Annotated in this window: 24 protein-coding genes; all 24 read left to right on the top strand. The window is 36.0% G+C overall.

What is annotated here, in order from left to right; translation table 11 throughout:
- The first annotated feature begins 73 nt into the window (after positions 1-73).
- The 24 genes from rimP (at position 74) to BN999_RS02535 (ending at position 23,914) form a co-directional block, all read left to right on the top strand.
- A complete protein-coding gene (rimP, locus tag BN999_RS02655; RefSeq protein WP_096269853.1) occupies positions 74-544 on the top strand; it encodes a ribosome maturation factor RimP in 471 nt (156 codons plus the stop codon).
- 17 nt (positions 545-561) lie between these two features.
- The gene (nusA, locus tag BN999_RS02650; protein WP_096269852.1) at positions 562-1,662 is read left to right on the top strand and encodes a transcription termination factor NusA; all 1,101 of its coding nucleotides are present in this window, start codon (positions 562-564) and stop codon (positions 1,660-1,662) included.
- A gap of 13 nt (positions 1,663-1,675) precedes the next feature.
- The gene (gene rnpM, locus BN999_RS02645; RefSeq protein WP_096269851.1) at positions 1,676-1,954 is read left to right on the top strand and encodes an RNase P modulator RnpM; all 279 of its coding nucleotides are present in this window, start codon (positions 1,676-1,678) and stop codon (positions 1,952-1,954) included.
- Positions 1,944-2,249 carry a L7Ae/L30e/S12e/Gadd45 family ribosomal protein gene (locus BN999_RS02640; protein WP_096269850.1) on the top strand — a complete coding sequence of 102 codons (306 nt, stop codon included), beginning with the start codon at positions 1,944-1,946 and terminating at the stop codon, positions 2,247-2,249. The genes rnpM and BN999_RS02640 overlap by 11 nt, the downstream gene beginning before the upstream one ends.
- Positions 2,250-2,269: 20 nt before the next feature.
- On the top strand, positions 2,270-4,435 hold the full coding sequence (gene infB / locus BN999_RS02635) for a translation initiation factor IF-2 (protein WP_096269849.1): 2,166 nt from the start codon (positions 2,270-2,272) through the stop codon (positions 4,433-4,435).
- Positions 4,432-4,710 carry a DUF503 domain-containing protein gene (locus tag BN999_RS02630; protein ID WP_096269848.1) on the top strand — a complete coding sequence of 93 codons (279 nt, stop codon included), beginning with the start codon at positions 4,432-4,434 and terminating at the stop codon, positions 4,708-4,710. Before infB ends, BN999_RS02630 begins: the two co-directional genes overlap by 4 nt.
- Before the next feature lie 102 nt (positions 4,711-4,812).
- Positions 4,813-5,157: a 30S ribosome-binding factor RbfA gene (gene rbfA, locus BN999_RS02625; RefSeq protein WP_096269847.1), complete on the top strand. Its 345-nt coding sequence runs from the start codon at positions 4,813-4,815 to the stop codon at positions 5,155-5,157.
- Between the two features lie 78 nt (positions 5,158-5,235).
- The gene (gene truB / locus BN999_RS02620; protein ID WP_096269846.1) at positions 5,236-6,129 is read left to right on the top strand and encodes a tRNA pseudouridine(55) synthase TruB; all 894 of its coding nucleotides are present in this window, start codon (positions 5,236-5,238) and stop codon (positions 6,127-6,129) included.
- A 19-nt stretch (positions 6,130-6,148) separates the two neighbouring features.
- Positions 6,149-7,090 (top strand): bifunctional riboflavin kinase/FAD synthetase, encoded by a 942-nt coding sequence (locus BN999_RS02615; RefSeq protein ID WP_096269845.1) that lies wholly within the window; start codon positions 6,149-6,151, stop codon positions 7,088-7,090.
- 144 nt (positions 7,091-7,234) lie between these two features.
- Complete coding sequence (rpsO, locus tag BN999_RS02610; protein ID WP_026906165.1) at positions 7,235-7,504, top strand: 30S ribosomal protein S15; 270 nt, start codon at positions 7,235-7,237, stop codon at positions 7,502-7,504.
- A gap of 186 nt (positions 7,505-7,690) precedes the next feature.
- The gene (locus tag BN999_RS02605; protein ID WP_096269844.1) at positions 7,691-9,805 is read left to right on the top strand and encodes a polyribonucleotide nucleotidyltransferase; all 2,115 of its coding nucleotides are present in this window, start codon (positions 7,691-7,693) and stop codon (positions 9,803-9,805) included.
- A gap of 129 nt (positions 9,806-9,934) precedes the next feature.
- The gene (locus BN999_RS02600) at positions 9,935-10,888 is read left to right on the top strand and encodes a polysaccharide deacetylase family protein (protein WP_096269843.1); all 954 of its coding nucleotides are present in this window, start codon (positions 9,935-9,937) and stop codon (positions 10,886-10,888) included.
- A 20-nt stretch (positions 10,889-10,908) separates the two neighbouring features.
- On the top strand, positions 10,909-12,129 hold the full coding sequence (locus tag BN999_RS02595) for a M16 family metallopeptidase (RefSeq protein ID WP_096269842.1): 1,221 nt from the start codon (positions 10,909-10,911) through the stop codon (positions 12,127-12,129).
- Positions 12,130-12,905: 776 nt separating this feature from the next.
- Complete coding sequence (locus BN999_RS02585; protein WP_096269840.1) at positions 12,906-13,139, top strand: YlmC/YmxH family sporulation protein; 234 nt, start codon at positions 12,906-12,908, stop codon at positions 13,137-13,139.
- 173 nt (positions 13,140-13,312) lie between these two features.
- On the top strand, positions 13,313-14,206 hold the full coding sequence (dpaA, locus tag BN999_RS02580; protein ID WP_096269839.1) for a dipicolinic acid synthetase subunit A: 894 nt from the start codon (positions 13,313-13,315) through the stop codon (positions 14,204-14,206).
- Positions 14,197-14,787: a dipicolinate synthase subunit B gene (gene dpaB, locus BN999_RS02575; protein WP_096269838.1), complete on the top strand. Its 591-nt coding sequence runs from the start codon at positions 14,197-14,199 to the stop codon at positions 14,785-14,787. Before dpaA ends, dpaB begins: the two co-directional genes overlap by 10 nt.
- A 78-nt stretch (positions 14,788-14,865) precedes the next feature.
- Complete coding sequence (gene asd, locus BN999_RS02570) at positions 14,866-15,915, top strand: aspartate-semialdehyde dehydrogenase (RefSeq protein WP_096269837.1); 1,050 nt, start codon at positions 14,866-14,868, stop codon at positions 15,913-15,915.
- Between the two features lie 27 nt (positions 15,916-15,942).
- The gene (gene dapG / locus BN999_RS02565; RefSeq protein WP_096269836.1) at positions 15,943-17,196 is read left to right on the top strand and encodes an aspartate kinase; all 1,254 of its coding nucleotides are present in this window, start codon (positions 15,943-15,945) and stop codon (positions 17,194-17,196) included.
- A 6-nt stretch (positions 17,197-17,202) separates the two neighbouring features.
- Positions 17,203-18,078, top strand: a complete 876-nt coding sequence (gene dapA / locus BN999_RS02560; RefSeq protein WP_096269835.1) for a 4-hydroxy-tetrahydrodipicolinate synthase — start codon at positions 17,203-17,205, stop codon at positions 18,076-18,078.
- A 253-nt stretch (positions 18,079-18,331) separates the two neighbouring features.
- On the top strand, positions 18,332-19,075 hold the full coding sequence (locus tag BN999_RS02555; protein WP_096269834.1) for a ClpP family protease: 744 nt from the start codon (positions 18,332-18,334) through the stop codon (positions 19,073-19,075).
- On the top strand, positions 19,075-19,293 hold the full coding sequence (locus BN999_RS02550; RefSeq protein WP_096269833.1) for a YlzJ-like family protein: 219 nt from the start codon (positions 19,075-19,077) through the stop codon (positions 19,291-19,293). The genes BN999_RS02555 and BN999_RS02550 overlap by 1 nt, the downstream gene beginning before the upstream one ends.
- A gap of 110 nt (positions 19,294-19,403) precedes the next feature.
- Positions 19,404-21,680: an FtsK/SpoIIIE family DNA translocase gene (locus BN999_RS02545; RefSeq protein WP_096269832.1), complete on the top strand. Its 2,277-nt coding sequence runs from the start codon at positions 19,404-19,406 to the stop codon at positions 21,678-21,680.
- 295 nt (positions 21,681-21,975) lie between these two features.
- The gene (locus BN999_RS02540; protein WP_096269831.1) at positions 21,976-22,701 is read left to right on the top strand and encodes a GntR family transcriptional regulator; all 726 of its coding nucleotides are present in this window, start codon (positions 21,976-21,978) and stop codon (positions 22,699-22,701) included.
- A gap of 106 nt (positions 22,702-22,807) precedes the next feature.
- Entirely contained in the window at positions 22,808-23,914 is a 1,107-nt protein-coding gene (locus BN999_RS02535) for a BMP family lipoprotein (RefSeq protein ID WP_096269830.1), read from the top strand.
- Positions 23,915-24,020 lie beyond the last annotated feature (106 nt).

Below are 24,020 nucleotides of genomic sequence, written 5' to 3'. Positions count from 1 at the left end.
TAAATGAAAATCATGCAGATTGTAAATAATAAGAAATAGTATGTGCAGCTAGAGTTAAAGGAGGAAGGTCAGATTGAGCTCTCAAGTTGTAAAAACAACCGAAGAATTAGTTCAACCAATTTTAGAAGAAAAGAAGTTAGAATTAGTTGATGTCGAATATGTAAAAGAAGGTAAGAATTGGTTTTTACGTGTCTTTATTGATAAAGAAGGCGGTATAGACATATCAGAATGTGGCGAAGTATCCGAACTATTAAGTGAAAAACTTGACGAAGTTGACCCTATTAAAGAGGCTTATTTTTTAGAGGTTTCCTCACCAGGTGTTGAACGTCCATTAAAAACAGTTGAAGACTTCTCAAAAAATGTAAATAAAAATGTTTTTGTGAAATTGTTTGAACCAATTGATGGTGAAAAATCTTTTGAAGGTATACTTGTTGAATTTAATGAAAACATTGCAACCATTGAGTATAAGGTAAAAACACGTAAGAAAAGAGTAGAGATTCCATTTAATAAAATTGCAAAAGCGCGACTAGCTGTTGCACTATAAAGGGGGAAAATTGGAAGATGAGCAGTCAATTGTTTGACGCAATTGAAAATTTGGGTAAAGAAAAAGGTATTGATAAGGAAATCTTGATTGAGGCTCTAGAAGCTGCATTAATATCGGCGTATAAGAAGAACTTCAAATCTGCTACTAACGTTCGCGTTGAATTAGATGAATCAGCTGGTACAATGCGCGTATTCTCAAGAAAAACAGTGGTTGAGGAAGTTCTTGATGATCAACAAGAAATATCGCTAGAAGAGGCAAAAAAGATTGATCCTAATTATGAAATTGAGGACATTATAGAAGTTGAAGTTACACCTAAAGATTTTGGTAGAATTGCTGCACAAGCTGCCAAACAAGTCGTAACTCAGCGAGTTCGTGAAGCAGAACGCGGTGTTATATTTAGCGAGTATGTTGACCGTGAAGAAGATGTAATGACTGGAATTATTCAACGAATTGACCCAAGGTTTGTATATGTGAATTTAGGGAAAATCGAAGCAAAACTTCCTGAGGCCGAACAAATGCCGACTGAAGATTATCAAGTACATGATCGTATAAAGGTCTTTGTAACAAAAGTTGAAAATACTAGTAAAGGACCTCAAATCTATATATCTAGATCACATCCTGGTTTACTGAAAAGATTGTTCGAGATGGAAGTACCTGAGATCTATGATGGTATTGTTGAGATTAAATCTGTGGCAAGAGAAGCAGGGGATCGTTCAAAGATTGCAGTTTTTGCAGAGAATCCAGAAATTGATCCAGTTGGGTCTTGTGTTGGTCAAAAAGGCGGACGGGTCCAAGCCATTGTAAATGAGCTTAAAGGCGAAAAGATTGATATTGTTGAATGGTCTGAAGATCCGGTTGTATATGTTTCTAATGCACTTAGCCCATCAAAGGTTGTGGATGTGTTAGTAAATGAAGAGGATAAATCAACCACTGTTATTGTACCCGATTATCAATTATCTCTAGCTATTGGTAAACGTGGACAAAATGCAAGACTTGCCGCTAAATTAACTGGTTGGAAAATTGATATAAAGAGCGAAACAGAAGCTCGAGAAGAAGGTTTATTAACTGAGAAATCAGATCCAGATTACGCAGATGTCGAAGAAGATTTATTCGAATAAAGGAGAGATACAAATGGTAGCAAAACGTAAAACTCCAGAGCGTAAATGTGTGATCACCAATGAAATGAAAGCCAAGAAAGACTTGATCCGTGTTGTTCGAAATAAGGAAGGCGAGGTTTTTGTAGATCCTACCGGTAAGAAAAATGGTAGGGGAGCTTATTTAACAAAAGACTTAGCAGTAATTAATCAAGCAGAAAAAACGGGTGTATTGGCAAAGCATCTAAATACGGAGATTGATTCTTCGATCTATGATGAGCTAAGAACGTTTGTGCAGGGTTACTATGAAAAATAATAATTACTTAAATATTGTCGGGATAGCATTTCGGGCTGGACAATGTTCCACAGGGGAAGAAACAATAGTTAAAGACATACAAAAAAGAAGAGCAAAATTAGTACTTATTGCAAATGATGTAGGTCCCCAAACTAAGAAAAAGCTTACGGATAAGTGTCAATCATATAATATTCCTTATGTGATCGTGGCAGAAGACCGAGATAGACTATCAAATGCTATCGGAAAATCCCAAAGAGTAGCTATTGCAATTTTAGATGATGGTTTTGCAAAGAAACTAAAGTCGTTACTCGGGTAAATAAATTCGGGGGTGAACATATGCGTAAAATGCGTGTATATGAGTATGCAAAAAAACAAAATATCACTAGTAAAGTTGTCATTAATTTTCTAAAAGAGAAAAATATTGAGGTTTCCAATCATATGTCGACGATTGATGCTGATACAATTGTAAAACTGGACCAAAAATTCTCTGCAAAACAAGAAAATACAACACAAAAAAATAATCAAGAAAAACAAAAGAGTGAAAATAAGCCAATTAAGCGTGATGAGAAGAGCGAAAAAGAAACAAAATCGACTTCTAATCCGCATACAAAGCGCGGGGAGCAACATACTAAAAAACAAATGAATAATAATAACAAACAAAAACCAACCAACAACAAACAACAAAATAAAGGTCCAAACAAAAATAAAAAGAATAATCAACCTAAACCACAGCCAGTAGTAAAAGAAACACCAAAACAAATTAAGTACTCAGGAACTCTAACAGTTAGTGAGTTAGCAAATAAACTGAATAAAGAAGCTTCGGAAATCATTAAAAAGCTTATGTTCCTTGGAGTTATGGCTACGAAGAATCAAGATCTTGATGATGATGCCATTGAGTTAATTTGTGCAGAGTTCGAAGTAGAAGTTGAGAAAGAAATTATTCTAGAAGAAACAGATTTTGACAAGTATTTAGAGGAGGATAATGAAGCAGATTTAGTGGAAAGACCTGCTGTGGTGACTATTATGGGACACGTTGACCATGGTAAAACTACTCTTCTGGACTCTATTCGAAATACTAAAGTTACTGCCGGTGAAGCTGGAGGTATTACTCAGCATATCGGTGCTTATCAAGTGAATAGAAGTGGTAAGAAAATTACCTTCTTAGATACACCAGGACACGCAGCATTTACTAGTATGCGTTCTCGAGGAGCACAGGTTACGGATATTGCAATTCTAGTGGTTGCAGCGGATGATGGTGTAATGCCACAGACTGTAGAAGCAATAAGCCATGCTAAGGCTGCTGAGGTACCTATTATTATTGCAGTAAACAAAGTAGATAAAGAAACAGCTAACCCAGACCGAGTTATGCAAGAACTAACTGAATATGAGTTAGTACCTGAGGACTGGGGTGGAGATACAATCTACGTTCCAGTGTCAGCTCTTAAGGGCGAGGGTATCGATGATCTCTTAGAAATGATTGTACTTGTTTCAGAGGTTGAAGAATTAAAAGCTAATCCGAAACGACATGCAACTGGTACTGTTATTGAGGCTCAGTTGGATAAAGGACGCGGTTCTGTCGCAACACTATTAGTACAAAATGGTACATTACGTATTGGAGACCCAATTGTAGTTGGTAATACATTCGGCCGCGTTCGTGCAATGGTAAACGATCTTGGACAACGAGTGAAAGAAGCAGGACCATCCACACCGGTAGAAATTACAGGGTTAAATGACGTACCTCAAGCAGGAGATCAATTCCTTGTTTTTGAAGATGAAAAGACCGCACGTCATATAGGTGAAGCGCGTCAACAAAAACATATTCAAGAAAATAGATCGGAAACGAATAAAGTTAGTCTTGAAGATTTATTTGAACAAATAAAACAAGGCGAAATGAAAGAAATCAATCTAATTGTTAAGGCAGACGTTCAGGGTACTGTGGAAGCTCTAGCATCATCACTTCAAAAAATTGAAGTGGAAGGTGTGAAAATCAAGATTATTCACACAGGTGTTGGTGCCATAACTGAATCTGATATTATATTGGCATCTGCTTCTAATGCAGTTGTAATTGGATTCAACGTTCGTCCTGATTCAAACGCAAAACATACTGCAGAATCTGAAAAAGTTGATGTTCGCTTACACCGAGTTATATATAAAGCAATTGAAGAAATTGAAGCAGCAATGAAAGGTATGCTTGATCCAGAGTTTCAAGAAAAAGTCATTGGTCAAGCAGAAGTTCGCGAAACCTTTAAAGTATCCAAAGTTGGTACAATTGCAGGAAGTTATGTAACCGATGGTAAAATTACTCGTGATGCTGGGGTTCGTTTAATCCGTAATGGAGTTGTTTTATTTGAAGGTGAAATTGATGCTTTAAAACGCTTTAAAGATGATGTAAAAGAAGTTGCTCAAAACTACGAATGTGGTATAACAATCAAGAATTATAATGATATCAAAGAAGGCGATATTATTGAGGCATTCGTTATGGAGGAAATTGAGCGTAAATGATAATCTCTCTTGAAGTAGAATGCATATTGTATGATGGCCATTCCTTAAAGGATAAACGTTCCGTAATTAAACGATTACTTGCCAGGCTACGTAGAGATTTTAATGTGGCTGTTACGGAGCTTGAATACCATGACCTATGGCAGCGGACAAAGCTTGGTATTGTGACTATTACGAATGAACGTAACCATGGAGAACAAGTAATGCAGGAAGTACTTCGAGTAATTGATACGTATTCTGAATTAGAAAGAACCGTTACAAATGTAGAAATTGTCTAGCTTATTTCATTTGTAGATATCAGCTAGTAGTGCTAATAGCCTTACGCCAATGAATGGCACCTTCTGCTTTTCTATAGGTTCTTAATTAAAGAGGTGAATACTTTGAGTAATTTACGAGCTAATCGGGTAGCAGAGCAAATGAAGAAAGAATTAGGTGAAATCTTAACTAGAAAGATTAAAGATCCTCGTGTTGGATTTGTTACCGTTACAGATGTTGAAGTCACTGGAGATTTACAACAAGCTACAGTATATATATCTGTTCTAGGTGATGATAATAAGAAGAAGGATACTTTACTTGGGCTTGCAAAAGCTAAAGGATTTATCCGTTCTGAAATTGGAAGTCGAATTCGGTTACGAAAAACACCAGAAATTAATTTTGAATTTGATGAAGCACTTGAATATGGCAATCGCATAGAAACAATTCTACGTGATATGAACAAAAATTAATCAATAATGTAAACATAAAAATCTGACTCAGTTGGGTCAGATTTTTATTAAGAATAAACCTTTGGGGGTTAATAAATAATGGATGGTATTTTACCACTATGGAAGCCAAAAGGTTGGACATCGCATGATTGTGTGATGAAAATAAGAAAATTATATAAAACCAAAAAAGTAGGCCATACAGGTACCCTCGACCCAGAAGTTGAGGGCGTATTGCCTATTTGTATTGGTCAAGCCACTAAGATTGTCCAGTTTCTTACAGAAACATCAAAAGTTTATACTGCCGAGCTTACTTTAGGAAGCGCAACAGAAACGGAAGATGCACACGGTGACATTATCGAAGAAGTAAAGGTTTCCCGTTTTCCAACTCAACAAAAAATAGAAAACGTGTTAAAATCATTTCAGGGTGAGATTACACAAGTTCCGCCTATGTACTCTGCTGTCAAGGTTGCAGGTAAAAAATTATACGAATATGCCCGGGCTAATCAAACGGTAGAGCGCTCATCACGGAAAATCGTTATTCATGAAATTAATTTTATTTCTAAGAATGAAGAGGCGAACAAAATTAAATTTAATGTAACATGTTCCAAAGGTACTTATATCCGAACATTATGTGTTGATATTGGTAAGGAATTAGGATATCCTGCACATATGACTTATCTTGTTCGGGAAAAGACTGGAACAATTACGAGAGAACATACATTTGATTTTGAAACGATTGAAGCTGCTTGTGTAAATGGTAATGAACAAGAATTATTACTTCCCATTACAGAAGGCTTGACCCATTTAGATACAGTGCAGGTGGATGAACAAACGAAACAAAAGGTGTTAAATGGACAAAAGCTTTCACGCACAGATCAAATAATGGAGGCCAGACCATTTAAAGTAATGCATGGTGACAAATTATTAGCAATCTATCAAATTCACCCGGAGAAGAAGGGTGAAATAAAACCGATTCGCGTATTTAGCGAGTAGTCAAAGTGTAGGTGAGAAAATGGAAACAATAGAGTTGTCGTATCCACATCAGTTACAAACTGAAGAATTACCTGAAACAATTGCTGCAATTGGATTTTTTGATGGAATACATCGGGGACATCAAGCCGTCATTCAGTATGCAATTGCTAAAGCAAAAGAAACGCATAAGGAAAGTGCTGTTATTACGTTTTATCCTCATCCATCTGTAGTACTCAGAAATAATCATGATGTAAAATACATTACACCGCTTAAGGAAAAACAGGAAATACTTGAGAAATTGGGTGTAGATCGCCTTTATATTATTAATTTTAACAAAGAACTTTCTGCTTTAAGTCCAGAAGATTTCGTCAATCATTTTATTATTGGTCTAAATATAAAACATATGGTAGCTGGATTTGATTTTACATATGGACATAGGGGTAAAGGTAATATGGAAACCATTAGCAGTCATGCTGGTGGGAAATTTAATCATACTGTAATTGATAAAGTGACGATAGATAGTGAAAAGATTAGTTCTACCAAAATAAGAAGTTTACTTGATTCAGGTAATGTTGAGCATGCTAACATACTACTTGGAAGGGCACTTACTACAAGTGGATCTGTAATTCAAGGGGATAAAAGAGGAAGAGAATTAGGTTATCCTACAGCTAATATTAACTATAATTCAGAAGCTCACTTACCTAAACCCGGAATATATGCTGTTCGTGTGATAATGGATGAGAAATACTATGAAGGAATGGCAAGCCTAGGGGTGAACCCAACTTTTACTGAGGATCGAATTGATTTATCACTTGAAGTCTATATTTTTGATTTTAATCAACAAATATACGGTAAAGAAGTAACTGTAGAATGGTATAAATATATTCGTAATGAGGAAAAATTTGATAGTGTAGAAGCTTTAGTTGAAAGAATGAGAAAAGATGAAGAAGAAATACGTTCTTATCTAAATAATAATAGTTAGGAATTTTTATTCATTTTTACAAGACCTTGCATTTTGTTATAAAAAGATGTACACTTAAACAGTTAAAACCTTCGCTTGGCAAATCGAAACTCCGACGTTTGCTAGGGGACAGGGGTTACTAATAATAATAGGAGGTGGCCTAATATGGCTATTACTAAAGAACGTAAAAATGAAATCATTAATGAATACAAAGTTCATGAAAGTGATACTGGTTCACCAGAAGTACAAATTGCTGTACTAACTGCTGAAATCAATACTTTAAATGAGCATTTACGTGTTCATAAGAAGGATCACCATTCACGTCGTGGTCTTTTAAAAATGGTTGGTAAGCGTCGTAACTTACTTAACTACTTACGTAATAAAGACGTAACACGTTACCGTGAGTTAATTAAAAAGCTTGGCTTACGTAGATAATGTAAAAAGCAGGAGTAATCCTGCTTTTTTTCTACGTTTATCCTATAATTTACATACATAATATAAGAGTTAAAAAGAGACAATCTAAATTATCTGATAGATAATAACCAGTGATAAAATTTACATTAATGGCTAATAAGTATAAAATAAAAATAGAAGTGTTTTACGAAAGGAGTTTTAGTAATAATGGCAATTGAAAAACAAGTATTCTCCACTGAAATAGCCGGAAAACCGTTTGTTGTTGAAATTGGAGAATTAGCGAAACAAGCTGGTGGAGCTTGTATGGTGCAATATGGTGATTCATCTGTTCTCGCTGTTGCAACTGCATCGAAGGAACCAAAAGATTTGCCTTTCTTTCCATTAACAGTTAACTATGAAGAACGATTATATGCAGTTGGTAAAATCCCTGGTGGTTTTATCAAAAGAGAAGGTAGACCGAGTGAAAAGGCTATATTGGCATCAAGATTAATTGATAGACCAATTCGTCCTTTATTCCCAGATGGTTTCCGTAATGAAGTACAAGTGATAAGTACAGTAATGAGTGTGGATCAAGACTGCTCTACTGAAATAGCAGCAATGATTGGGTCTTCCATTGCACTTTCTATCTCTAATATACCATTTGAACAACCAATTGCAGGAGTTCATGTAGGTAGAATAAATGGTGAATTTGTCATTAATCCGACAGTCGAGCAAGAAGCTCAGAGTGATATCGAGTTAACGGTTGCTGGAACAAAAGATGCCATTAACATGGTTGAAGCAGGTGCGGATGAAGTTCCTGAAGAGGTTATGCTAGAAGCGATCATGTTTGGACATGATGAAATTAAACGTCTCGTTGAATTCCAAGAAGAAATAGTACAAGCTATTCAACCAGTGAAATCAGAAGTTGTACTATTTGAACTGGACCAAGATCTAAAAGCAAAAGTTGAAGCAGAAGCACATGATAAACTGCTACAAGCTATTCAGGTGAAAGAAAAGCATGCACGAGAAGAAGCAATTAGTGAAGTGAAAAATACGGTGTTAGATGATTATCAAGAAGAAGAACCAGAGGTTGTCAAACAAGTAAGTTCTATTCTGGATAAAATGGTTAAAGAAGAAGTGCGTCGTTTAATAACAAAAGAAAAAGTTCGTCCAGATGGTCGTAAGCCTGATGAGATTCGTCCTTTATCTTCACGAGTTAAAATACTTCCAAGAGCACACGGCTCAGGTTTATTCACAAGAGGCCAGACTCAAGCATTAAGTGTATGTACACTAGGTGCGCTAGGAGATGTGCAAATTCTAGACGGCTTAGATCTAGAAGAGTCTAAACGGTTTATGCATCACTATAATTTCCCACAATATAGTGTTGGGGAAACGGGACCAATGCGTGGACCAGGACGTCGTGAGATTGGACATGGTGCACTTGGAGAAAGAGCTCTTGAGAAAGTTGTTCCTTCAGAAAAGGAATTCCCTTATACTATTCGACTGGTATCAGAAGTGTTGGAATCAAATGGATCAACATCACAGGCAAGTATCTGTGCAAGTACGTTGGCTATGATGGATGCTGGTGTTCCAATCAAAGCTCCAGTTGCTGGAATTGCAATGGGACTTGTGAAATCTGGTGATGATTATACAATCTTAACAGATATTCAAGGGATGGAAGATGCATTAGGAGACATGGACTTCAAAGTTGCAGGGACTGAAAATGGTGTAACAGCCCTTCAAATGGATATTAAAATTGATGGCCTATCTCGAGACATTTTAGAAGAAGCACTTACGCAAGCTAAAAAAGGACGTATGCAGATTCTAGAAAGTATGCTTGAGACTATCGATAAACCGAAAGAACAATTATCTAAATACGCTCCAAAGATCTTGACGATGAGCATTAATCCAGATAAAATCCGTGATGTAATTGGACCAAGCGGAAAGCAAATCAATAAGATTATTGAAGAAACCGGCGTAAAAATCGATATAGAACAAGATGGTAATGTATTCATTTCATCTACAGACCCAGAAATGAATGAAAGAGCCAAAAATATTATCGAAGATATTGTACGAGAAGTAGAAGTTGGACAAGTTTATTTAGGTACAGTTAAGCGTATTGAGAAATTTGGTGCATTTGTAGAAATCTTTAAAGGAAAAGATGGATTAGTCCATATCTCAGAATTAGCTGAAGAGAGAACGAATAAAGTAGAGGACGTTGTAAAAATCGGTGATCAAATCATGGTTAAAGTGAAAGAAGTTGATCACCAAGGGCGAGTAAATCTTTCGCGCAAAGCTGTTCTAAAGGAACAAAAAGAAAAGGCTGAAAAATCAACAATGTAGTTTTTATAAGAAGCTGGAAATCCAGTTTCTTTTTTTATTCCTTACTACTTGAAAAATAAAGTGCGTTTCTTTAATTGATTTCATATCTTGTCCCCATCACTCATATAAATGAGATGGAGGAGTGATGAAATGATTAACTATCGAAATTATATTAATTTAGTTGTATTTGTGATTATTGTAATGCTTTCATTTAATATAAATGTTAATCCCTTTAAAACAAATGACGAAGCTGTATTTTCCCAACTTCCCGTCTTAAACACTGAGGAAGACCCACTATATATAGAGATTCAAGAAAAGGCTGCTTCCTATAATGAGGAACCAAAAGATGCATATATAGATCCTGTTTGGAAGAAAACACCTGGGAGAAATGGGCGGCAAGTTGATGTGGAAGCATCGTATATTAGAATGAAAAAAGATGGGAATTTTAATGAAAATTTACTTGTCTATAAACAAATAAAACCAAAAGTCTCACTTGATGATCTAGAAGCAGCTCCAATTTACCGAGGTCATCCGGAGAAGCAAATGGTATCATTTTTAATTAATGTATCTTGGGGGACAGAACATGTCCCAGAAATATTAAATATCTTAAAAGACCATAAAGTGAAAGCAACTTTCTTTCTCGAAGGGAAATGGGCTAAAGACAATGTTGATTATGTGAAAATGATTTTAGAACAAGGACATACTATAGGTAACCATGCTTACAATCATCCAGATATGGCTAGATTAAATAGAACAGAGATTATGAATCAAATAAAGGACACAAATGATGTCATTAATGCGATAACAGGTGGGACTCCTAAGTGGTTTGCCCCACCTAGTGGGAGCTTTTCAGAGGAAGTGGTCCTAGTTGCAGATGAGCTACAGATGGATACAATTTTATGGACAGTAGACACGGTAGATTGGAAGAATCCGGCAGTAAATGTTATGATTAACCGAGTGATGGGGAAAATCCACCCAGGTGCAACTATTTTAATGCATCCTACTACTTCTATTGTTAAAGGACTACCCTCACTAATAACAGAAATTAAAGAGAAAGACTATAAAATAGGTACTATTGACAAATTATTATCTGAAACTCGATAGTTTTTACAGGAGGAACTAATTTGATTGAAAAACACACTAGTAATAACGGACTTCGCATTGTCTTAGAAAAAATACCTGCAGTCAGATCAGTTACAATCGGAATCTGGGTAAGAACGGGTTCAAGAAACGAAAATGAAATAAATAACGGTATTTCTCACTTTTTAGAACATATGTTTTTTAAAGGGACAGCAACACGTTCGGCTTCAGATATAGCAGAAGCTTTTGATGCAATTGGAGGACAGGTCAATGCATTTACTTCAAAGGAATATACTTGTTTCTATGCTAGGGTACTTGATACTCATAAAGATTATGCATTAGAGGTTTTGGCAGATATGTTCTTCAATTCTGCGTTTGATCCAGAAGAAATGGAACGTGAGAAAAAGGTAGTATATGAAGAAATTAAAATGTATGAGGATACACCGGATGATATTGTACACGATTTATTGGCAAGAGCATCCTACGGAGGACACCCACTAGGATATCCTATTTTAGGTACAGAGAATCATCTTCGAACATTTACTCCCGAAACACTTAGAGAATATATACATAAGCAATATATACCAGAGAATGTAGTTGTTTCAGTAGCGGGGAATGTAGATTCTGATTTTATGTCAAGAGTAGAAAGTTACTTTGGTCACTACAGCTCAACATATGAACGTTCAAAAATTCAGAAGCCTAATTTTTTAAGTGAAAAAATTGAACGGCATAAAGAAACAGAACAAGCCCATTTATGCATTGGCTATAATGGTTTACCTTTAGGGGCTAACAATGTATATAGCTTAATAATTTTAAATAATGTACTTGGTGGAAGCATGAGTTCAAGACTATTTCAAGAGGTACGCGAAAAGAGAGGACTTGCATACTCTGTATTCTCTTACCATTCTTCTTTCTTAGATCACGGTTTATTAACTATATATGCTGGAACTGGTAAGGATCAGCTACCACTCCTACAAGAAACTATTGAAAGTACGATTCTTACCTTAAAGGAAAAAGGATTATCTGATAAAGAATTAAGAAATAGCAAGGAACAATTAAAAGGTAGCTTAATGCTTAGTTTGGAGGGTACAAATAGTCGAATGAGTAGAAATGGAAAAAACGAGCTTCTCTTACAGCGTCATCGTACGTTAGATGAGATGATTCAAGAAATCGATGCGGTTAATCATGATTCTATTCGCGAGGTCATTGATTTTACATTTGGTGTAGAACCATCAACCGCCTTAATAGCACCAAAAATGATGTAATTAACAATAAATTATAAATGCTTAGCAAAAAAAGAATGTGCTTTTCCTGAATAGTAGATAGAAACTGTGCGGTAACTAGTTTAATCACAACACAATTAGTAATTGGGTGCAGAGCTGTACTACACCGCTCCGGCAGAACACTCCGCTTTCCACGGGCACGGCCTCAGCCTCCTCGAGGGAAGTTCGCCTCTCTAGGGGTCTTCGGACTCGTGCTATTCCCGTAGGACAAGGAAGACATCGGCAGCGTAATCATCGCACGAAGAAAATCGTCCTTTATTTTCGAGGAGTCTCCGTATTCTGCCTACGCTAGTTTAGTTTTCTCATTAGTGTATGAGGTTAAATAATGTATTTTAATAATTTAGATGCCATTAAATTTATTCATTACATCTTACTAGCGGAGTGTATTTCCGTAGCGGGTATGGTGCTCCCCAAAAAGAATACTAGCCGCGCAGTTTCTAATAAATTAGTAACAACTGTTCGAAAACAGCCAATACTCAAGATTTCGTTATTGATAGCATATCATTGGACCTCCCATTGATATGCTATTTTTATCTTGATAAGGAATTATTATGGATAGTAATCTTCATCATGATGATGTTTAATTTGTAAATGGTAAAAATGGTGGGGATTTTTACTTCTATTGGCAATTAACTAGAATAAACTTGCTACGGATATGAAATTAATTTAAACTTTCACAGATCTGAGATGTTGACGAGGGAATACAAGTTATTTTTTAGCATATATATGAAGTAACTGTAAGTTCTGGAGGTGGATATATGCGTTATAACGATATTAGTAATAAAGAAATAGTAAATATTTCTAATGGAAAACGGTTAGGTGTTCTGGGGCAAACTGATTTGGAGATTGATGAGCACACTGGACAGATACACTCTTTTATCCTGCCAAACTATAAATGGTTCGGACTGAAAAAAGAAGGTGAGGAAGCCAAAATCCATTGGAATTCAATCCGCAAAATTGGTGAGGATATGATAATGATTGAAGCAGAATAGTATGAAGAGGGCTAGTATCGGAATAGGGATACTAGCCTTTTTCTATGCATTTTGTTAACAACTATTCACTAACCGCCTATAAGAACATAAGCTATAAAGAAAAATGTTTTAACTATGAAAACCATGTTGTCAAGGAACTATTTATTTTTTGAAGTTGGAGGGTGTTCTAAGGAATGAAATTAATAATAGCTGTAATAGGCGGGGATGCTAGATATTTAGAATTAATTAGGCAGCTACAAGCTATTGAAAATATAGAACTTATATTGGTTGGTTATGATAAATTGGAGCAAAGTTTTACCGGATTAAATCAAACTGAATTTGAGGATCTTAATTGTGAGGAATTAGATATTGTCATATTACCAATCACTGGTACTGATGAAGAAGGGAAAGTAGAAACTGTATTTTCAGTGGAAGAAATTCGCATTACAGAAGACTGGTTTCATAGATTAAAAGAGGATGCAGTCGTATTTACAGGAATAGCGAATGATCATTTAACAGAATTAACTACAAAGACTAAGACATCGTTAATTCCCTTACTAGACCGGGATGATGTGGCGATTTACAATTCAATACCAACGGCTGAAGGAACAATCATGATGGCAATCGAGAACACCGATTATACCATTCATTCTTCAAGAGTAATAGTTACAGGATTTGGTAGAGTTGGTAATACTGTTGCTAATAAATTTTCTGCTTTAGGTGCAAAGGTATCTGTTGCTACAAGAAAATCTACCGATCTTGCAAGAATTACGGAAATGGGATTAACACCAATTGAACTAAATAAATTACCTGAATATACAAGTGAGTGTGATTTATTAATTAATACGATACCAGCAATGGTAATTACAAAAGAAGCAATACAAAATCTCCCATCAAATGCAGTAATTATTGATTTAGCGTCAAAGCCTGGTGGAACGGATTTCGAATATGCAAAACAAAGAGGAATTGAAGCGATATTAGCTCGTAGTTTGCCAAGTATTGTAGCACCCAAGACAGCTGGTAAAATACTTGCAGACGTAATTATCCAAATATTAACAAAAGAAAAGGAGTTATTGGGATGGACTTAAAAGGGAAAAGAATTGGTTTTGGAGTTACTGGATCCCACTGCACATATGAAGCGGTCTTTGGTCCAATGGAACGATTGATGGAACTTGGCGCGGAAGTAGTTCCGGTCGTAACTTACACAGTTGCAAATGTTGATACAAAGTTTGGAAAGGCTAAGGATCATATTGCACGTATTGAAGAAATAACTGGTCAAGAAGTTATATCAACAATGCCAGGTGCAGAACCACTTGGGCCCAAAAATCCTTTAGATTGTATGGTGATTGCTCCTATAACAGGTAACTCCATGAGTAAGTTTGCAAATGCCCAAACTGATTCTCCACCATTAATGGCTGCGAAAGCAACCATGAGAAATGGCAGTCCTGTCGTATTAGGAATTTCTACAAATGATGCATTAGGTTTGAATGGTGTTAATTTAATGCGTTTAATGTCTAGTAAATATATATACTTCGTACCTTTTGGTCAAGATGACCCTTATAAGAAGCCAAATTCATTAGTAGCTAAGATGGATTTATTACCAGACTCTATAAAACTTGCTTTAGAGGGTAAACAACTACAGCCAGTTTTAGTTCCATTCTCGGAATAGTTTATGATAAAATAATATCTTAAGTATTAAAGTGATTTTGAAAATTTAAATTATCCGTCTGAGGAAGGAGTCATCATCATGACACAAAGAACTTATAATATAGCGGTAGTTGGTGCAACAGGAGCAGTTGGTCAAAAGATTATTAAAATACTAGAGGAAAAGAATTTTCCAATCCAACAATTAAAGCTTCTATCCTCAAAGCGTTCAGCTGGTACTACGGTTAATTTTAAGGGTAGTGAAATAATAGTAGAAGAAGCTACGAATGATAGTTTTAACGATATAGATATTGCCTTGTTTTCTGCTGGTGGAGCAGTTTCAAAACAATTAGCTCCAGAAGCAGTTAAACGAGGTGCTGTTGTTGTGGATAATACAAGTGCTTATCGAATGGATGAGAATGTACCACTAGTCGTTCCAGAGGTAAATGAAAGTGACTTAGCAAATCATAATGGCATTATAGCAAATCCAAATTGCTCTACCATTCAGATGGTAGCTGCTCTTAAACCAATAAAAGAAGCCTTTGGTTTACAGAGGGTTATTGTCTCGACGTATCAAGCTGTATCTGGTGCAGGAAATCAAGCTGTTGAAGAGTTACGTTCACAGACTGAGAAATTTTTAAATGAAGAAGAAATAAATCCAGAATTGTTACCAGTAAAAGCAGATAAGAAGCATTATCCAATTGCTTTTAATGCACTACCTCAGATTGACTTGTTCCAAGATAATGGATATACCTTTGAGGAAATGAAAATGATTAACGAAACAAAGAAAATCATGCATGCTCCTGAACTTCAGATATCGGCTACATGCGTACGTCTTCCTTTTTTCACTTCTCATGCTGAGAGCGTATATATTGAAGTAGAGCAAGAAGGATTATCCACTGAAGATTTATGGAAAGTATTGCGTAATGCAGATGGCATTACTTTACAGGATGACCCAAGTGAGCAAGTTTATCCGACGCCACTTAGTGCTGCTGGTAAAACGGATGTATTTGTGGGCCGCGTGAGAAAAGACTTGGATCAAGATAATGGCTTCCATATGTGGGTGGTATCTGACAACTTGCTGAAAGGTGCTGCGTGGAATACTGTGCAGATAGCCGAACGTGTTCTAGAAAAGGGGCTACTAATAAAATAAACTAAAGTTAGGTAGAGGTGTCAAAGTGTGCAGATATTAGTTCAAAAATTTGGTGGAACTTCTGTACAAGATAAACATTCTAGGGAACATGTTATTAATCATATAGAAAAAGCAGTAATGGATGGATTTAAGCTTGTAGTTGTTGTATCTGCATTAGGTAGGAGACCGAGTGCCTATGCAACCGATTCTCTTTTAGATTTAGTTGGTTTTCCAGAGCATTCTATCACAAGTCGAGAACTTGATATGCTTATGGCTTGTGGAGAGATTATTTCCTCTGTGGTATTATCCAATGAATTAAAGAAGAAATCGATAAAATCTGTTGCGTTAACTGGAGCGCAAGCTGGTATTTTAACAAATGCAGATTATAATCAAGCAAAAATAAAAGAAGTTAATCCAACACGAATACTCAGAGAATTTAATCAATACGATGTTGTGGTGGTGGCTGGGTTCCAGGGTAAAAATGGAATTGGTGAACTCACAACTCTAGGTCGTGGAGGCAGCGACACATCAGCTGCAGCATTAGGTGCTGCGCTAAAAGCAGACAGAATTGAAATCTTTACAGATGTAAATGGAATCATGACAGCAGATCCAAGAGTAGTGAAAAATGCACGTGCATTAGATATTGTGTCTTACCGTGAGATATGTAACTTAGCTTACCAAGGCGCTAAAGTAATTCATCCAAGAGCAGTCGAAATTGCTATGCATGCGAAAGTTCCTATTCTTGTTCGTTCAACTTACGAGAAAAGTGGTGGCACTTTGGTTACCACAGAAACAAGTAAAAATCTTGGAGTAGATGTATCGGATCGTTTAATAACAGGAATTGCACATTTAACAAATATTTCACAGATTAAGGTCCAAACCAAGGAAAAAGAAGCTTATCGAATGCAATCAGAAGTATTTAAAGCAATGGCTGATGCCGGAATATCAATTGATTTTATTAATATATATCCTACTGGCGTGGTATACACAGTTCCTGATGTGGAAACAAAGAAAGCAACAGCGATTCTAAAAGAGAATGGCTTCAAACCTAACGTCATGAGGGACTGCACCAAGGTTTCGGTAGTGGGTGCAGGAATGACAGGTGTTCCAGGCGTTGCTTCAAGGATTGTTCAGGCATTAACAGGTCAAGGAGTACAAATCTTACAATCTGCAGATAGCCACACAACTATTTGGGTACTAATTCCAAACAAGGATGTATACAAAGCTGTAAATGCCTTACACGAGGAATTCAATTTATCTAAGGAATCGACAATTTTGCATGATTTTTTAACAGAAAGGTGAGTTTAAATGAACTTTGGTAAAATTTTAACTGCTATGATTACTCCATTTGATGAAAATGGGGAAATCAACTTTGATGAAACAACGAAATTAGTTAATTACCTTTTAGAAAATGGAACAGAAGGATTAGTAGTTGCAGGAACGACAGGTGAATCACCAACACTCACAACAAAAGAAAAGATTGCGCTTTTTTCACACGTTGTTAAAATTGTCGATAAACGTGTCCCGGTAATTGCCGGAACAGGGGGAAATAACACAAAGAGCACCATTGAATTAACGAAGGAAGCTGAAAACTGTGGTGTAGACGCCATTATGCTTGTAGCACCATACTATAACAAACCAAATCAACGTGGATTGTATGAACACTTTAAAGTGGTAGCTAATGAAACTTCACTCCCAGTTATGTTATATAATATACCAGGCCGTTCTGTGGTTAAATTAACTGCTGAAACAATTATTGCCTTAAGTAAAATTGATAATATTGTCTCAGTGAAAGAAGCAAGTGGAGATTTAGATCAAGCAGCTATCATTATTGAAAATACTAATGATGACTTTTCGGTGTACAGTGGAGACGATGGGCTAACCTTACCGATGATGGCCATAGGTGGAGATGGGATTGTTTCAGTTGCATCACATGTTATTGGAAATGAGATGCAGGAAATGATTAAAGCATATGAAGAAGGTAATACTAATCGTGCAGCCTCGATCCATCGTAAGCTATTACCGATCATGAATGGATTATTTGAGGCACCATCACCTACCCCTGTGAAAGCTGCACTTGTATTTAAAGGGATAAATCCCGGTGGAGTTCGCCTTCCATTAGTTCCGCTAACAGAAGTAGAAAATAACAACATAAAATTATTGTTAGAAGGTTTGAAGGGATAAGTAGATTCAATCTAAATTAGATCATATACAGTCACCGAACAATGAACTAGTTCCCAAACGGGAAGTAGTAAATCATTGTTCGGTTTTTATTTGTTTTCGGGTTTCCCCATTTCAGAAAAATAGGTGCCATAAATTTAATAGGAATAATCAAATAGTTTACTTTGCATGATTGGAAACAAGTTAAAAGAAGAATTTATTTATAGATTCTCGTTCATACTATATCCATAGTGATCTTTTTAAAGGAGTGTATTTCATGACAAATAAAGATGCTGAAAAAAAAGATGGACAAGAAGAACAAGAGGAGCAATCTGGACCGTCCTCTTTAGTGCAAAAGATTCAAGCGCTTGGACAAACGAATGTTCCACAAGCACCGGATTCCAATGTCCATGTTCTATCTATCATCGGTCAAGTCGAAGGACATATACAGTTACCACCACAAAATAAAACAACTAAATATGAACACCTCTTACCTCAACTAATTGCCATAGAGCAAAATCCTAAGATAGAAGGGGTAATTATATTATTAAATACTGTTGGAGGTGACGTGGAAGCGGGTCTTGCACTATCGGAAATGATTGCTTCTTTATCTAAGCCAACCGTTTCTATTGTGCTTGGTGGTGGACACTCAATTGGAGTTCCAATTGCAGTTTCTACTGATTATTCATTCATTGTTCCAACTGCTACCATGACCATTCACCCAGTTAGACTAACAGGTCTTGTTATTGGCGTACCACAGACTTTTGAATATCTAGATAAGATGCAAGAAAGAGTAATTAATTTTGTCGTAAACCATTCTAATATCAAAGAGGAGAAATTTAAGGATTTAATGTTTGCAAAAGGAAATCTAACTCGAGATATTGGAACAAATGTAATTGGTACCGACGCAGTTGAGTATGGTTTGATTGATGAAGTTGGTGGTGTTAAAGAGGCAATGATCAAAATTAATGAATATATTGCACAAGCGAAAGGAAATGGAGAGCAGGAGGTTATTCAATAATGATACTATATACACCATTATCAGAATCTGATATCTTTCCTACAGCTGAGAACCTTTACACTAATCGCCAATGTATTACATATGAAGGAAAAACGGTCTTTGTCGAAAAAAACAGTAGTGGAGAGTACCAACTCGTACAATTACTGTCAACAGATCCACAAGACTACCTAAATAATATGTATACACCAGGTACTATATTACCTAATAACAATCGTTAAATTTGTTTGTCTATGATATACTATTAATTATCAACTAGAAGATTATACCCTTGCCAATAGAGGCAGGGGTATAAGTTTCAAAACATCAGTGAAGTGTAAGAGGTGAGTTTATGGCAAAGAAGAGAAGAAGAAAGAAGAAAAAAAATTCACTAAAAAAACAAGTTCAATTCGAACTTCTTGGTCTATTGTTTATTTTTCTAGCAATCTTCGGAAGTGGTGCTAGTGCAATAAGTGATGGAGCAATTCCTGGTGGTTTAGAACATATTTTTCGTTTTTTCTTAGGTGTTTGGTACTTTACTGCGTCTCTGTTCTTACTTGTAATTGGTATTTACCTAGTTATTAAGAGACACTATCCAAACTTTTTACATAAAAAAATGATAGGATTTTATATTATTTTACTAGGAACATTACTCTATACACATATTCAGACTTATGAAAGTTTACTAGCAGCTTCTAGTGATACATCTATTATACGAGCTACTTGGGTTAATTTTTTTGATTTTGTTGGAAGTGATGCGTCAGCTGGCCAAACTGGTGGCGGAATGATTGGAGCATTCCTTTTCGCATTTTGTTATTATCTATTTTCTTCTGTTGGTGCACAAATTGTTGCTATTTTTTCTATTATAATTGGTTTAATCTTTTTAACCGAGTTTTCAATAGGTGATTTCTTCACTAAAATAGGAAAACAAAGCAAACATAAAATAAAGAATATTAAAGGAAGAATGAAGCCAAGTCAGCGAGTGAACAAGAAGAAAAATAGTGATGAAGCAGAGGATAGCCCTGTTCTTGTAGAACCAATAATAGAGACCAAATCAGATGAATTCCCAGATGTTACGTATGCTTTTGAGGAGCCTATTTCTTCTGTGCCAAAAGATATTGGACAAGAAGAAAATACAAATGAAGTAGAAGAAGATCCAGACGATGATGTAGAAGTTATGCCAATGGCGGAAGTTGAAAATCCGGAATACATTTTACCTTCACCAAATTTACTTACTGAACCTGCGCATAACTCACAATACCATGATAAGGCTCAAATCCAGTCTGTCGTTAGAAAACTAGAAAGAACGTTTCATAGTTTTGGTGTAAAAGCGAGAGTTACTAAGGTAAATGTTGGCCCTGCCGTAACAAAATATGAAGTATATCCTGAAGCTGGTGTGAAAGTAAGTAAGATTGTTAGTTTACATGATGACTTAGCACTTGCCCTTGCAGCAAAGGATATTCGTATCGAGGCTCCGATTCCTGGAAAATCAGCTGTTGGTATTGAAGTGCCCAATCAAGAAATTGCGATGGTGTCACTAAGAGAAGTACTAGATAGTACAGGAAGTAATCAATCTTCTAAACTATTAGTTGGTCTAGGGAAAGATATCTCAGGGGATGCCGTACATGCAGAGCTAAATAAGATGCCACATCTATTAATCGCAGGTGCAACAGGTAGCGGTAAAAGTGTTTGTGTCAATGGTATCATCACTACTATTTTAATGCGTGCGAAACCCCATGAGGTTAAAATGATGATGATAGACCCGAAGAAGGTAGAATTGAATGTATATAATGGTATTCCACATCTATTAGCACCAGTTGTGACGGATCCAAAGAAAGCATCTCGTGCTCTGAAAAAAGTCGTTGCGGAAATGGAAAGGCGTTATGAATTATTTTCCGATACCGGCACAAGAAACATAGAAGGGTATAATGATTATATTCGAAAGTATAACAGGACAGTGGATGATAATGAAGGTCAGCCGAACCTTCCGTATATTGTCGTAATAGTTGATGAACTTGCTGATCTCATGATGGTAGCATCTAGTGATGTGGAAGATTCAATTACTAGACTTGCTCAGATGGCGAGGGCAGCTGGTATACACTTAATTATTGCGACACAACGACCTTCTGTTGATGTTATTACAGGGGTAATCAAAGCAAACATACCATCGCGAATTGCTTTTAGTGTTTCCTCCTCAACAGATTCTCGAACAATCCTTGATTCCGGTGGAGCAGAAAAACTTCTCGGTCGCGGGGATATGTTATTCTTGCCTGTCGGGTCCTCTAAACCAATTCGAGTTCAAGGAGCATTTCTCTCGGATGATGAAGTGGAAAGAATTGTTGATCATTGTATCGAACAACAAAAAGCAAGTTATCAAGAGGAAATGATTCCCGAGGATTCCAATGACGTAGTGGAAGAAGTCGATGATGAACTATATGATGATGCTGTACAACTAATAACAGAAATGCAAAGTGCAAGTGTCTCTATGCTACAAAGAAGATTCCGTATAGGTTATACAAGAGCGGCTCGATTGATAGACGCAATGGAGGCAAGGGGAATTGTAGGTCCCTATGAAGGAAGTAAGCCAAGAACAGTATTAGTGTCTCAAACCGAAGAAAAAACATCTTAAAAACGTTTGTATAGAATAAGGACTAGGTGATAACGTATAACTAATCGTGTCATTTGGTCCTTTACTATATTGATAACAGAAAAAAATAGCATTTTTTGACTTTTCAATACATTGAAACCGCAATATGAGTGCTTTTCAGCAAATAGTATAACATTTAAAAATAAAGTATCGAATTTTTAACAAAACTATTTATTTGTTTGGTAATTAATGATATATTATTCAAGGTATGGTTGTCAGTATTTGTCGGAAATCCTGCATACCCTGAGGTAATAGAGCAAATACTAGGGGGTTCTCTATGTCTATTAAGTCTGACTCTAGGCATTTATATTTACAAGTTATTGACAAAATTAAACATGATATTGAAAACGGTTTATATAGTGCAAATGAAAAGTTGCCATCGGAATTCGAACTTTCTAAAAATTTAGGTGTTTCTAGGGCGACATTACGAGAAGCTCTTCGACTATTAGAGGAGGATAATGTTGTAACTAGAAAACATGGTGTTGGTACATTTGTTAATTCAAAACCAATTGTTTCATCAGGTATAGAACAACTTACTAGTGTGACTTATATGATTGAACAAGCTGGTAAGAAACCCGGTTCTCAGTACTATTCAACGGAGATAATAGAACCAACTGAAGAAGAAAGACAAAAATTTAAACCACTCACTCTAACTAAACTTGTAAAGATTGAGCGAATTCGCACAGCTGATGGTAAACCAGTGGTTTTTTGCATTGATAAATTACCACAAGGTCTAATCCCAAATGAAGCTGCTCACAGAGAAGATTCATTGTTTAAGACCATAGAGGAACACGCAAATAATCGTATTAGCTATGCAATAACTTATATTGAACCTGTAGGCTTCCATGAAAGAATTTTTAACATACTGAACTGTGATTTTGATCAATCCCTATTATTATTGAAACAAATGCATTATACAGAAGACGATGAACCAGTTTTATATTCTTTAAACTATTTTCGTTCTGATGTATTTAGTTTCCATGTATTGAGGAAACGTATATAAATTATGTAACCTTTTAGGGGGTGATGTCGGGACTTTTGTAGGAAAACGCACATAGTAGTACATGACTAAAAAATACTTATTAAAATTCATTATGGGGGTATTATTCATGAAAAAACTAAGCTTTTTGTTAGTGTTAATCCTTGGATTAGGATTATTATTAGCTGCATGTGGTGGCGGAGATGACAAGAAAGATAGCGGTAACAATGATAAGGCTGGAGAAGATGCAACAACTGAAGATAATGCAGACTTCAAAGTAGGTATGGTAACAGACCTGGGTGGGGTTGATGATAAATCATTTAACCAATCATCTTGGGAAGGTTTAAAATCATTTGGTGAAAAGAATGGCCTAACTGAAGGGGAAGGTTATGCTTATGAACAATCAAATGGTAAAGAGGATTACATTCCTAACTTAACTCGTCTTGTACGTAACGATTTTGATTTAGTGTATGGTATCGGTTTTGAACTAAAAGCAGATTTAGAAACAATTGCAAAACAAAATGAAGATACACACTTTGGTATCGTAGATGATGTTATTGAGTTGCCAAACGTTGTAAGTATCACATTCAAAGAACACCAAGGGTCATTCCTAGTGGGTGTTGCTGCTGCATTAAAAACCAAAACTAATAAACTTGGTTTTGTAGGGGGAATTGATTCTCCATTAATTAATAAATTTGAAGCTGGATTCATTGCTGGTGCAAAATCTGTAAACCCAGATATCGAAGTGGATGTACAGTATGCTGAAAGCTTTGGAGACGCAGCAAAAGGTAAATTAATTGCTACAAACATGTATGACAATGGTGTGGATGTTATTTATCACGCTTCTGGTGGAACTGGAAATGGTGTATTTAACCAAGCAAAAGACTTGAAGCAAAATGATCCAGATCGTGAAATTTGGGTAATCGGGGTTGACCGTGACCAACATGAAGAAGGTAAAGTAGGCGACACTAACGTAACACTTACTTCTATGATTAAACGTGTTGATGTAGCTGTTGAAGATGTTGCAACAATGACAATGAACGGTGAATTCCCTGGTGGAGAACTTCTAGAATTCGGTATTGAAGAAGATGGTATTGGTTATGCAACTACAAATACAGAAGCAATGACTGAAGAAATCATTAGCACTGTTGATGAATGGAAAGAAAAAATTCTAAACGGTGATGTAGAAGCTCCTTCTACTCGTGATGAATTAAAAACATTCTTAGAAAGCCTTTAATAAATATGGAAAAGGCCGTTATTCAATGGTCTTTTCCAATCTTTTTGCTTTAAAATCCTCAACTGAAGAAGATGCTTGGCGTCTTTTTCATTTGGTGATTTTATAC

Source organism: Paucisalibacillus globulus (assembly GCF_900184735.1).
GTDB classification, from domain to species: domain Bacteria; phylum Bacillota; class Bacilli; order Bacillales; family Amphibacillaceae; genus Ornithinibacillus; species Ornithinibacillus globulus_B.
Note: the sequence above shows the minus strand (reverse complement) of the source record. Positions and strands in the feature narration are given on the sequence as shown.